This window comes from Paractinoplanes durhamensis, assembly GCF_016862175.1.
Lineage (GTDB): Bacteria > Actinomycetota > Actinomycetes > Mycobacteriales > Micromonosporaceae > Actinoplanes > Actinoplanes durhamensis.
In genome coordinates, this window is record NZ_BOML01000006.1 from 74,565 (window position 1) to 86,528 (window position 11,964).

Here is an 11,964-nt window from a genome sequence, read left to right on the forward strand (position 1 = left end):
CCCGTAGACCCGAACGAGCAGCGTCCGCGCAAGCTACTGCGCCACCAGTCATCATGGCACAGCACTCCCACCCCTGGTGGGGACTTCATCCGCCAGGGGTCGAGGCTGCCCCAAAGAGAGCGGGACCGATAGTAGCGATTGTCGATGCCCGCGTAAACAGGAGATGCTCCGAACCACCTGAAGGGGATTCGGGGAATTTCATTTGTCGCCGGCACCGCCGATACGTGCGTCATGAGACGGCCACCTGGTCGAAGGTGCTGGTGTTCAGGGCGCCGCCGTTGTGGGCGCTGACGAACAGGCCGATCGTGGCCGGGCCGGCCAGGACGGCCGTGCCGATCTCCGTCCAGGTGACGCCGTCGGCGGAGCGGAAGCCGGTGACGGTGTCGCCCGCGCGGGTCAGTTTCAGCCAGGTGCGTACGCTGCCGGCCCCGCCGCCGACGTCGGTGTTGAAGCCGGTCTGCAGGTGGATGCCGTGGGCGGGGGTGAGGAAGAGCGCCACGTACGGCGTCATCGGCGACGCCGCCTGCTTGATCATGATGCCGGACTTGGCCCATTCGCTGGTGTTCCCCTGGGTCAGCGGGCGGGCCACGATGACGCCGTCACCGGTCAGCTCCCGGTAGACGTAGTGGAACTGGTCGGCGTCGTTCCAGATGTCGTTGCCGGCCCCGGCCACCGTCCAGGTGCTGCCACTGACCGACGCCGAGCCGAGCAGGGCCGGCGCTCCGACGTCGGCCGCACTCCAGCCGCCGGGCAGCCCGGACGGTGCCGCACCCACGCTGAGGTGGTCGAACGTTGCGGTACTCCGCGATCCGCCGTCGTGCGAGGTGACGAACAGGCCCACCTCGACGGTCGCCGGCAGGGTGCCGAGCCCGACCGTGCCGACCAGCGCCCAGCTGACGCCGTCGGCCGACTCGAACCCGGTGATGGTGTTGCCGTTGCGGTTCAGCTTGAGCCACCGCGGTGCGCCGTTCCCGCTGCCGCCCAGGCTGGTGGCGAAGTTGGCCTGGAGCTTCGTGCCGTTTCCGGGGGTGACCATCATCGCCGCGTACGGGGAGCCGGCCGCGGTCGACCCCTTGATCATGATGCCCGCCTTGGCCCACTCCTCGGTTCCCTGCTGGGCGGCGACCTGGGCGGTGACCGAGCCGTCGCCGGTGAGTGGCTGGTGGACGAAGTGGAACTGGTCGGCGTCACCCCAGATGTCCCCGCCCGCACCGGTCACCGTGAACGTGCCGGCGATCTCGGTGGCGTCCCCGGCGAGGGCCGGCGCGCCCACGTCCTGGTCGGCCCACGGCGCCGGCAGGGCCGGATCGACGTCACCGACCACGCTGACGTGATCGAAGAGGGCGGTGGACAGCACGTTGTTGTCATGCGAGGAGACGAACAACCCGATGGTGGCGATGCTGGGGATGTCCAGCGTCGTCGACCCGATCGGTGACCAGGTGACGCCGTCGCCGGACTGGAACGCCGTGACCGTGTTGCCGACCCGGGTCAGTTTCATCCAGGCGTTCGGGAAGGCGTACGGGAACTCGCCGCCGTCCTGGTTGAACTTGGCCTGGAAGTGCATCCCGTGCCCGGGCGTCACCGCGATCATCGCGTACGGGGAGTCGGCCGTCGCCGATCCCTTGATCATGATTCCGGCCTTGGCCCACGCGTCGGTGTTGCCCTGCGCGGTCATCCGGGCCACGATCTCGCCGTCGCCGAGGAGCGGCTGGTGGACGTACCGGAACTCGTCGGTGTCGCCCCAGATGTCGTTGCCGCCGCCTTCGACGGTGTAGACGCCGCCGTCGTAGGAGGACAGCCCCGCGATGGTCCGGTTACCGATGTCGTTGCTGGTCCACGGGGCCGGCGGCGGGCTGATCTGGTCGAAGTTCACGGTGTAGGTGGTGTCCACCGCGGGGGTGGTGATGACGTGCGTCTGGGCCTGCCCGTCCGACCAGCCGTGATAGAGGTACTGCTTACCGTCCACGAACTGCGGCGAGGCCGCGCTGAGGGTCCGCTCCACGCCGACCACCGCGTCCTCGGTGTACGCCGCCACGGCCGGGATGCCGTCGACCGCGTACTGCAGCCCCTCGACGTTGGCCCGGAAGGTGAGCCGCACCAGGTTCGGTTTGACGGCAACCGACGACGTGTGGGTCAGCCCGCCGCTGTCGGTCACGGTGAGCTTGATCTCGTACCAGGTCGTGCCGACGTTGTCGGAGATCCGCGGAATCGTGAAGGTGCCGCTGGTGACGCCGTCGATCGGGCCGAGGAACGGGTGCACGTGGTCGGCGTGGTGGAACACCACCGACCAGGAGTAGGCGCCGGCCGGCAGAACCCCCTGGTCCGGGTCGCTCGCGGTGCCGGCGTAGCTGATCGTGTCGCCCGCGTCGTACTTCGACGGGGTGGCCGGTGCGGTGATGACCCCGGTCGGTCTTCGGTTGCCGACCTGCACCTCGAGCGTCGCGGTGTCGGTCTTCTCGCCGTCGCTCACGGTCAGCGTCGGATGGAAGACCCCGCTGCCGGTGTACGTGTGTGCCGGGTTCGGCGCGGTCGAGGTGGTGCCGTCGCCGAAGTTCCACGCGTACGTCAACGGGGTGCCGTCCGGGTCGGCCGAACCCGCGGAGGAGAACGTGACCGGCAGCGGCCCGAGACCGTTGTCCGGCGAGGCGGCGGCCTTGGCCACCGGTGCCCGGTTGCCGCCCGACGGCGCGATCTTGTAGAACGCTCCCGGGTAGATGTCGAGCTGGTAGAGGTTGCCGTCGGGGCCGGTCGACAGCTGCACCGGCGTTCCGGCGTCGAGGTCGAAGTTGTGCACGGACACGACGCTCGTGTAGGTCTCGTCCATCGTCAGGTACTTGATGAAGCCGAGCGTGTAGTCGGCGAAATAGACCCCCGGAGGGAACTTGTCGCCGGTGTAGACGGACACCGCGGTGATCGAGCCGGCGCTGGCCGGCGGCGCGGTGTGCGGATAGGCGTAGACCGGTTGGGCGTAACCGCAGCCGGCGCAGACCCCTTCCGCGTACGGCCAGCCGTAGTCGGCGCCCTTCTCGATGAGGTTGAGCTCCTCGAAATGCGAGCCGCCCACGTCGCCGCCGAGCAGTTTGCCGGCGTTGGGCCCGTTCGGGACGACATCGAACCGGAACGTGTTGCGCAGCCCGTACGCCCAGATCGCCGGCTCCGCGCCGGGGGTGCCGACGAACGGGTTGTCCGGCGGGATGGTGCCGTCCGAGTTGATCCGCAGAACCTTGCCGTGGATGGTGCCCAGGCTGGGCGCGTTGGGGTTGTAGACGTTCATGCCCAGCGACCAGTACAGCTTGCCGTCCGGGCCGAACCGCACCTCACCGCCGTGGTGGAAGACGTTGGCCTGCTGGTTGGACTTCAGCAGCACCTTCTCCGACGCGGGGTCGACGGTGTCGCCGACGACCGTGAACCGGCTCAGCCGATCCAGGTTCTCCACGTGGGTGTAGGCGAGATAGAGGTAGTGGTTGGCGGCGAAGTCCGGGTCGAGTTCCAGGCCGAGCAGGCCGCGCTCGTCGGAGTTCGCGGTGGACACGGTGATCATCGGGGCGGTCTGCAGCACGCCCCCCTTGATCAGCCGGAGCGCGCCGTTCTTCTCGGCGATGAAGACGCGCCCGTCGGGTGCGAACCGGAACGCGGTTGGTGCGTCCAACCCGTCGGCCAGGGTCGTCTTGTCGAAGTCGGCCGGCGGGGCGGCGTACGCAAATCGTGGGGTGACGAGAACGACCACCGCGACCAGAAGCGCCGCCAAGGCGCAGTTAATTCGTCTCATGCGAGACCAGCCCGTGCTCGGTGAGCTCCCAGAAGTGCCGTTTGCTCGGCCGCAGGAGCTGGAAGACCGCCTTGTAGGCGGCGACGCTCATCAGCCCCCAGTACAGCGGGACCGTGAGCATCGCCCGCACCGCGCGATGCAGTCCCCGTTCCATGCAGCCGTTCATCAGGCAATAGCACATGAGCACGTTGCCGAGGATCATCGTCGCCAGACCGGCGTAGAGGCTGGCCGCCGGGAAGAGCGGCTCCAGGTAGCGGGGCCCGGTGATCAGGTAGCTGACGAACAGCGCCCAGAAGATCGGGTTGACCAGCGTGGTGAAGGTGGAGAAACCGAGCGTCAGGTGCATCGCCGCGGCCCGCTTGAAGCCCAGCTCGCGCCAGACCCGCACCGGGTTCCGGGAGTGGACCAGCCAGGTCTGGATGTAGCCCTTGATCCAGCGGCTGCGCTGGCGGACCCAGTTGCCGAGCCGGCTGTTGGCCTCCTCCTCGGTGACCGAGACCATCATCCGCACGTCCCAGCCGCGCCGGGCGATCCGGATGCCCAGGTCGGCGTCCTCGGTGACGTTGTACTGGTCCCAGCCGCCCAGGTCGAGCAGCGCATCGGTACGGAAGTGGTTGGAGGTGCCGCCGAGCGGGATGGCCAGCCGGTGCCGGTCGAGTCCGCGCAGCGAGAGACTGAAGTTGGTGGCGTATTCGGCCGCGAAACACCGGGTGAGCCAGTTCGTCCACGGGTTCCAGTAGTGCAGTTCGGCCTGCACGCAGACCACCCGATCGGGCAGCAGGCGGAAGGCGAGTGCCGCCTTGCGCAGCTGGTCCGCGTCCGGCCGGTCCTCGGCGTCGTAGATGACGCAGAATTCGCCGGTGGCCCGGGACAGCCCGACGTTGCAGGCCTTGGGCTTGGTCTTCGGCGGCGAGTCCGGGATGATCACGATCTCGAACTGCGGGGCAAGCCGCATCGTGTCGAGCGCGGCCCGGGTCTCGGTGTCGTCCTCCTCGATCAGAAGCAGGATCTGCACCTTGTCGGCCGGATAGTCCAGGGCGGACAGCCGGTCGACCAGGTAGGGCAGGACCGACGCCTCGCGGTACAGCGGGACCAGGATGCTGTAGCGGGCCAGGTCGCGGTCCGGGACGGCCCGCAGATCCGCCGGCTCGAAACGGAGCACCGGCGCCCCACCGGCCCGGAAGACCATGGCCAGCTTGAAGGCGATCACCACGACGTACACCACGGTGACCGCGGCCACCGCGAACTGCCCCCACCGCAGCAGCGACGGGCCGAACCCGATGGTGGCCGAGAGGGTCAGCAGCACGGCGATCGTCACGAGGGCTACCGTGCCGCCGACTGCCTGCCCGCGGCTGAGGAGCTTGTCGGCGCTCAGCTCGGGATCCAAGGTCACCGGGGTCCGCACACTTGTCTGGGTCATCGCGCCTGCTCCTTCCGGTGGTAGATCATCCGGTCACTCGCGTTCCAGACCAGGTCGTAGTTGGCGGTGAGCTGCGGCGTTCCGGTGAGTCGCTGGAACACCAGATCCTCCTGGCCGGGCACGCCGCACATGTAGATCCACTCGATGTGCTGGGCGGCCGGGTCCCGCAGCGCGGGCTCCCACATCTGGTAGCTGCCCTCGTAGACGATCCGCTGGGTGGGGATGCGCGAATCGAAGGTGACCGACTCGTTCTCGTACGACATCATCAGCGTGAGCCCGCCGTCGTGATGCCCGCGAAGCCAGCCGGCCGCGGCCGCGTTCGCCGCCTCCCGCTCGCTGGAGCGGAACTCGCGCGCCTCGTCCAGGGTGACCACGCCGGGCACGGCGAGCGCGGTGGCCAGCACGACCGCCGTGGCGATCCCCTTCGCCAGCCGCGTCCTGTTCACCCGCGCCTGTTTCATGACGGACGGAACCAGGCCGATCAGATAGCCGGCGAAAACCGCCGCCGGGATCAGCATGATCAGTCCGAATCGGACGTTGTACAGATCTCCGCTGATCTCCCGGACGTGCAGGGGCCGCTCACCGGCATAGAGCGCATAGATGAAGAACACCCCGAAGAACAGCAGGGGATAAACGGCGACGGCTTCCTGCCGCAAGCGATGGCGAGAGATGTACGCGACCACGCCGAGCCCGCCCAGCACCAGGGTGGCCAGCCCGATGTTGTGCTCAGCCGCCAGCCAATAGGTGCGGGCGGCAACTCCCAGATGCCCGACGGCCGCCTCGCCCTGCTGGACCCAGAGCGACGAGTCGGCGTACTCACCGGACTTCCAGTACAGCGGGTTGTGGAAGATGACGGCATTCCACACGAGCCAGCCGGTGATGCCGGCGAAGGCAATAAAACCGAAGAAGATGAAAGATGCTTCGGTACGGATGTAACTGCGATGCCGGCGCAATTCGGTGTACGTCACCACCGTCAGCGCCGCCAGGCACAGCACCCACCCCTCGTAGCGGGTGAGCGTCGCCAGCAGGATCGCCGCCGACGTGGCGATGAGATCCTTGTACCGGCCGAACCGGCACCACTCGTGCAGGTAGTGGATGGTTGCCACGATGCAGGCGAACAGCAGGCTCTCGGTCATCGCCGTCGACTGCAGGTAGAGCGCGTTGGCGTTGACCGCGAACAGCATGGCCGTGGCCACCCCCGCGAACCGGCTGCGCGACAGCGAGGTCCCCAGCAGGTAGAGGTAGCGCACCGTGAAGACGAAAGCGGCCATCGAGACGACCGCCCCGGCCAGCCCGCTCTCGTACAGGGTGTCGTTCCACACCAGCGGCAGGGCGAGCAGATGGGGGAGCGGCAGCCACACGCCGCCGAGCTGGGCGGCCCCGGCGGTGGGACTCTCCAGCACGCGCCGGGCGATCAGCAGGTGCGAGTTGGCGTCCGGGTAGGCGAGCACCGCACCCGCGCGCCGGAAATACAGGTATCCGCCGATCGACAGCAGGACGGCGGCCACGGTGACCAGGGCGAGCACCGGGTCCTTCGGGCGCAGCAGCCGCCGCACCCACGGCTGCTTGTCCGAGGCCCAGACCATCTGCCAGTAGACGCCGGCCAGACTGGCCAGCGATCTCGCGATGACCGACAGCTTCGCGCCGGTCTGCTCCCCGTGCAGGCGGGGACGATGCCGCACCGGGTGCTCGACCAGCCGTACGGTCCCGACGGTAATCTTGGCGAGCAGCTCCGGGGAGATCGCGGCCGCCTCGCCGGTCAACCGCACACCGTCGAGCAGCCGCCGGTCGATCAGCTTGAACGCGCAATCCACATCCCGGCTGGGCACCCGCAGCACGACCTGGCACAGCCGGGTCCAGATCCACGCGTTCATCCGGCGGCGCCACGGGTCGGCCCGCTGCTCGCGGTAGCCGATCACGGCGTCGGCCCGCTCCCGCCGGCGTACGTCGATGAAGTCGACCAGATCCGCACTGTGGAACTGGCCGTCCGAGTCGGTCAGCAACACCCAGCGCAGCTCGGTCCGCTCCAGCGCGGCCGCGATGCCGGTGCGCACGGCCGCCCCGTAACCCTGGTTGACGTCGTGGTGGATCGCGATGACCCGGCCCGGGTGCGCGGCGGCGAGCTCGTCGAGAACCTCGCCGGTGCGGTCGGTGCTGCCGTCGTCGACCACCACCACGACGTGGGGAAGGCCGGCCTCGGCCAGGGTACGCAGGAAGTCGGTCACGGTGGCGGTGAGGTTGTCCTGCTCTTCGTAAGCAGGCATCACCACCGCCACCCCGTCGGTGTAGGTGCGCACTGCCAGCCGCACCGGAACAGCCATCGCCGTCATGCCGCCCTACCTTGAGGAAAAGCCGGAAGACCAAAAACGCGATCATGACGCTCGCTTCGCTCGGTCATGCCGCAATCTCCGCTTCCGCCGTGGACGCGATCGGCGCCCGGCGCGCTTGCCGGAAGATCAGGAAGTTGCCTACGAGGTACGTGAAGACGGCACCGGCGCCGACTCCCGCGAGAGTGCCGAGAAATGAGCCGAACGTCCGGTGCACAACGCTGAACACCGCCGTGTTCATGGCCAGGCCCAGCAGCGCCGTCGAGTTGTAGGACGCCCACCGCAGCCACGACAGCCCGACCGCGCCGCCCCACGTGAACACCGCGCTGAGCAGGAAGTTCACCTGGGCGGAGAGGGCGAACCCGGCCGCGTTCGCCAGCGAGAGGTCAACCCCCGCTCCGGCGAGCGCCATCATGACCGCGTACTGCACCCCGAAACAGAACCCGCCCACCAACGCAAACCGAAATAGGCGCCGCCGATGCACACGAAAAGCGTCCATTGCCCCCTGCCCCCGAGAAAATCATGCGTAATGGCTGGTCAGCTAGCAGGAGGCGCCATTATCAATACCGGCGCGTCAATCACCTACACCAGAGTGGACGGTTCCCCAATTCACCGTCAAGCACACCCTGTTACGGCCACCGCTCACCTAAATAGCGAACCGATTACGCCGCCCGACAAAACCGGGCGTAGCCCAATTTCCGCGCGAACCGCAACCCCACGACCAGACCCATTCCACACCCGGCCACCCGACCCACCCAACGCTCCGAGATGCCAAGTTTCGCCAGCTCAGAGACTTGGCCGCGAGCAGGAATCCACGCGCTCCGCCGCTCCTCAAGATCAATTAGCTCTCAAGAGATCTTGCGCTGACCAATGGCGAGATTCAGCTCACACCCTCAAAAACAACAACCCAAGTGTCAGCAACAAGACCACCAAAAAGGCGTTCGCCCTATTGCCCACCGCTACCAATCACGTTAAAAGCAAAACGCCCGCGAACCTCACGCCAAGATCACCATAAGCAGCGCCCCCGAATCGGAAACAAAACCGCCACCCCACCGAAACCCGCATTTCATCAGCCGCCCCAACCGCAACCACAAGTCACGTGGGGATCCGAGTGGGCGGAAATCAGCGCTCAGCGCGCTCAATATCGCCTTCCCGAGCCGCATTCGCAGTATTATGAATTAGCCGGGCAAGTAAGACATTTGTATAAAGCAGCCATATAACGCAAATCCTGGGAAGGGACCGCCATGGCCACCACCACCATCGCCGAAGACTTTCTGGAGACGCAGGTCAAACTGCTGGAGGCCGGCGACACCGCCGGCCTCGCCAACCGGTACACCGAGGACGCCGTTTTCATCCGGTTCGACTTCGAGGCCCACGGCCGCGCCGAGATCAAGAAGATGTTCGACGGCTACCTCACCCAGAACCCTCAGCTCGGCGAGATGGCCGGCCTGAGGACCACTGATGATCTGCTGGTCTATCAGGCGTCCGAGCGGCTCAACGGCACGCTGTACTGGGCCGTCGGCACCATGTACTTCGAGAACGGGCTGGTGAAGCGGCAGACCGCGACGTTCGTCGAGCGTCCGCAGAATTGACCGGCACGCAAAAGGCGGTGGGGTCGCGGACCCCACCGCCTTCGTTCGGTCAGCCCGCGTCGTGGTAGCCCTCGCTCACCTCGACCACCAGACCGTCCGGGTCGGTCAGCCAGACGCTGCGCCAGCCGCTGATGAACGCGTCGAAACTCAGCGGCCCCAGCGAGACCGGGACGTCGGCGGCGGCCGCCAGGAAGGCGTCCAGGTCGTCGGTCTGAAATGCCAGGTGCCGGGTGATGCCCGGGTCCGGCGGCCCGTCCGCGTCGCCGTGCACCCGCGACGGTGCGGCGGACTGGAACAGTTCCAAGTAGACGTCACCCTGCCGCAGGAAGATGATCTCGCCGTCGTCCACCGGCACCACCCGGGCCCGGCGGAACCCGAACAGCCGCTGGTAGAACGCCTCGGTGACGGCCTGGTCGCGGCAGTTCAGGCCGACGTGCGACCAGCGGACGTCAGGCATGCCGGGCCTCGTTGATCAGGTCGGCGGCCCGTTCCGCGATCGCGACGACGGCGGTGTGGCAGTTGCCCGACGGCACCGCCGGCATCACGCTGGCGTCGACCACCCGCACCCCGTCCACCCCGCGGACGCGCAACTCGGGGTCGACGACGGCGAGGTCGTCGATGCCGATCCGGCACGAACCGGCCTGGTGGTGGTAGCAGTCCGCGCGCTCCCGGACGAACTGTTCGATCTCGGCGTCGGTCTGTACCTTCGGCCCGGGCAGCAGCTCGCTCTTGAGATGGGCCTTGAACGCCACCGAGGCGAAGATGTCCCGGGACATCTTGACCGCCTCCACCATCCGCCGTACGTCGGCCTGGTCACCCAGGTAGTTCGGGTCGATCAGCGGCGCTTCCAGCGGGTCGGTCGAGGCCAGCCGGATGGTGCCGCGCGACTGCGGGCGCACCACGCCGGGCAGGATCGACACCGCGTTCGGGTACTGCTGGCCGACGATGATGTCGAACGGCACGTGCACGAAGGCCAGCTGCAGGTCCGGCGCGATCATCCCCGGTTCGGACAGCGCGAACAGCGCGGACTCCGACAGGTTCTGCCGGCCCGCCGCCACCGGCTCGGTGGTCTCCGCGATCAGGCCGGTGAGCACGTGGTTGTGGAAGTTCTCGCCGACCCCGGGCAGGTCGGCCACCACCGGCAGGCGGAACCGCCGCAGCTGCTCGGCGGCGCCGATCCCGGACAACAGCAACAGTTTCGGCGACTCGATCGCGCCGAGACAGACGATCGTCTCGGCGGTGGAACGCACGGTCCGTACGCCCGGCTCCGCGGGCGAGGCGCCGCTCAGCCGCCGGCCTTCGGCGGCGGGCGCGGCGGGCGTCTGCTGTTGGTAGCGGACCCCGGCGCAGCGGGTGCCTTCAAAGATCAAATTCATGGCGTACGCGTCGGTGCGCAGCGTGAGATTCGGGCGGTCCAGCACCGGTTCCAGGTAGGACTTCAGTGCCCCGCGCCGCTCGCCGTCCTGCACGTCGATGTGGTGCCAGCCGGTGCCGATCATCTCCGGGCCGTTGAAATCCGCGACCTCGCGGTGGCCCAGTTCCTTGCAGGCGTCGATGAAGACCTGCGACATCGGGTTCGGCTGGTGCCGGCCGGCGTTGGTCACGGTCTGGGTGCCCTCGAGCCGCTCGAAGTACGGCTGCAGGTCGGCGTAGGACCAGCCGGCCGCGCCCTGATAAGCCCAGTTGTCGAAGTCCGATCGATGCCCGCGGACGTGCATCATGATGTACAGGTTGCTGCTGCCGCCGGGCAGCTTGCCGCGCGGCTCGTAGACCCGCCGCCCGCCCAGGCCGGGCTGCGGCACGGTCTGATAGCCCCAGTCCACGGTGCTGCCGAGCAGGGTGTACCACAGCGGGGCGGCGTCCACGCCGGCCGGTACGAAGTCGCTGCCGGCCTCCAGCACCAGCACCCGGACGCCGGGGTCCGCGCTGAGCCGGTGGGCCAGCACCGATCCCGCGGTGCCGCCCCCGACGATCACGTAGTCGAATTCCTCGTCGCTGGTCACGGTTTCGGCTCCCTAGGCGGTGGGCTGCAACGCCGTCCGGAACGGCAGGGTGTCATGGAAGTTGGCCATGTAGGTGATGGCCCCGTCCGCGACCCGGAAGTAGTTCATGACGTCGGCCTCGATCCGGGCGCCACCGGGGGTGACCGCGGAGATGTGCGAGACCACCGCGGCCCGCTCGTTCTCGACAATCAGCTCCTTGAGCTGGTTGCGGAACGACGCGTACATGCCGGGGAAGCCGGCCATCATCGTGCGCAGCGTCTCGCGGCCCTCCACGTGCCCGGCGAGTTGTTCGTCCATCACCTGGTCCACGGCGAACAGGTCGCACCAGTCGTCCCAGCGCCCGGCGTTGGCCAGTTCGTAGTACCGGGTGACAACGGCCTTGGTATCCACGGTGTCCTCCTTCGGAGGTCTCAGAGGGAGGCGGAGCCCGGCATCGGCTCCAGCCGGTCGACCACGTAGGTCTTGAGCTTGATCGAGTCGCCCGGCGCGGCGACCAGTTCCCAGCTCTGGTAGGCGTCGAAGCCCAGCCATTGGCTGTTGGCGGCCGGCGGGTTCCAGATCCGGGCCTGCCAGTTGACGACGACCGAGACGCTCGCGGTGCGCTGGTCGAGCGCGGTGACGTCCACCGAGGTGACCGCGTGCGTCTCGTCGAAGAAGCGGTTGGTGACGGCCTTGTACCAGTCGGCGAAGCCGCTGTGCCCGTGTGCGGTCGCCTCCGGGAAGCGCATCTCCAGGCCATCGTCGAGCAGGTACGGCAGCACCGCGCCGAGCTCGTCGTGCCGGTCCAGGGCCCGGTACCACGCGGTGACCAGTTTGCGGATGTTCTCCTCGGTCAATGCCATCACCGGGCCTC

9 protein-coding genes are annotated in these 11,964 nt (G+C 68.0%); 1 reads left to right on the top strand and 8 read right to left on the bottom strand.

The window, feature by feature from the left end; all coding sequences use genetic code 11:
• Nucleotides 1-229: 229 nt before the first annotated feature.
• From Adu01nite_RS03255 to Adu01nite_RS03270, 4 genes are all read right to left on the bottom strand, one after another.
• Nucleotides 230-3,769: a PQQ-dependent sugar dehydrogenase gene (locus Adu01nite_RS03255; protein WP_203724712.1), complete on the bottom strand. Its 3,540-nt coding sequence runs from the start codon at nt 3,767-3,769 to the stop codon at nt 230-232.
• Nucleotides 3,756-5,189: a glycosyltransferase gene (locus tag Adu01nite_RS03260; RefSeq protein WP_203724713.1), complete on the bottom strand. Its 1,434-nt coding sequence runs from the start codon at nt 5,187-5,189 to the stop codon at nt 3,756-3,758. The genes Adu01nite_RS03255 and Adu01nite_RS03260 overlap by 14 nt, the downstream gene beginning before the upstream one ends.
• Nucleotides 5,186-7,519 carry a glycosyltransferase gene (locus tag Adu01nite_RS03265; RefSeq protein ID WP_203724714.1) on the bottom strand — a complete coding sequence of 778 codons (2,334 nt, stop codon included), beginning with the start codon at nt 7,517-7,519 and terminating at the stop codon, nt 5,186-5,188. The genes Adu01nite_RS03260 and Adu01nite_RS03265 overlap by 4 nt, the downstream gene beginning before the upstream one ends.
• 64 nt (nt 7,520-7,583) lie before the next feature.
• Complete coding sequence (locus Adu01nite_RS03270) at nt 7,584-7,967, bottom strand: GtrA family protein (RefSeq protein WP_203724715.1); 384 nt, start codon at nt 7,965-7,967, stop codon at nt 7,584-7,586.
• A gap of 793 nt (nt 7,968-8,760) precedes the next feature.
• Here Adu01nite_RS03270 and Adu01nite_RS03275 point away from each other — a divergent pair.
• Nucleotides 8,761-9,108: a Cif family virulence factor gene (locus Adu01nite_RS03275; protein WP_203724716.1), complete on the top strand. Its 348-nt coding sequence runs from the start codon at nt 8,761-8,763 to the stop codon at nt 9,106-9,108.
• Nucleotides 9,109-9,157: 49 nt separating this feature from the next.
• Here the strand turns inward: Adu01nite_RS03275 and Adu01nite_RS03280 are convergent, their stop codons facing one another.
• From Adu01nite_RS03280 to Adu01nite_RS03295, 4 genes are read right to left on the bottom strand one after another with little or no spacing between them, the layout of a single operon-like run.
• A complete protein-coding gene (locus tag Adu01nite_RS03280) occupies nt 9,158-9,565 on the bottom strand; it encodes a VOC family protein (protein WP_203724717.1) in 408 nt (135 codons plus the stop codon).
• Nucleotides 9,558-11,111 carry a GMC family oxidoreductase gene (locus tag Adu01nite_RS03285; RefSeq protein WP_203724718.1) on the bottom strand — a complete coding sequence of 518 codons (1,554 nt, stop codon included), beginning with the start codon at nt 11,109-11,111 and terminating at the stop codon, nt 9,558-9,560. The genes Adu01nite_RS03280 and Adu01nite_RS03285 overlap by 8 nt, the downstream gene beginning before the upstream one ends.
• Before the next feature lie 12 nt (nt 11,112-11,123).
• Nucleotides 11,124-11,501, bottom strand: coding sequence for a nuclear transport factor 2 family protein (locus tag Adu01nite_RS03290; protein WP_203724719.1), 378 nt, complete (start codon nt 11,499-11,501; stop codon nt 11,124-11,126).
• Nucleotides 11,502-11,521: 20 nt separating this feature from the next.
• Nucleotides 11,522-11,953: a nuclear transport factor 2 family protein gene (locus Adu01nite_RS03295; protein ID WP_239132121.1), complete on the bottom strand. Its 432-nt coding sequence runs from the start codon at nt 11,951-11,953 to the stop codon at nt 11,522-11,524.
• Nucleotides 11,954-11,964 lie beyond the last annotated feature (11 nt).

Coding starts and splice junctions, on each gene's coding strand:
- Adu01nite_RS03255 (WP_203724712.1), bottom strand. CDS start 3,769: ATGAGACGAATTAACTGCGCCTTGGCGGCGCTTCTGGTCGCGGTGGTC.
- Adu01nite_RS03260 (WP_203724713.1), bottom strand. CDS start 5,189: ATGACCCAGACAAGTGTGCGGACCCCGGTGACCTTGGATCCCGAGCTG.
- Adu01nite_RS03265 (WP_203724714.1), bottom strand. CDS start 7,519: ATGACGGCGATGGCTGTTCCGGTGCGGCTGGCAGTGCGCACCTACACC.
- Adu01nite_RS03275 (WP_203724716.1), top strand. CDS start 8,761: ATGGCCACCACCACCATCGCCGAAGACTTTCTGGAGACGCAGGTCAAA.
- Adu01nite_RS03280 (WP_203724717.1), bottom strand. CDS start 9,565: ATGCCTGACGTCCGCTGGTCGCACGTCGGCCTGAACTGCCGCGACCAG.
- Adu01nite_RS03295 (WP_239132121.1), bottom strand. CDS start 11,953: ATGGCATTGACCGAGGAGAACATCCGCAAACTGGTCACCGCGTGGTAC.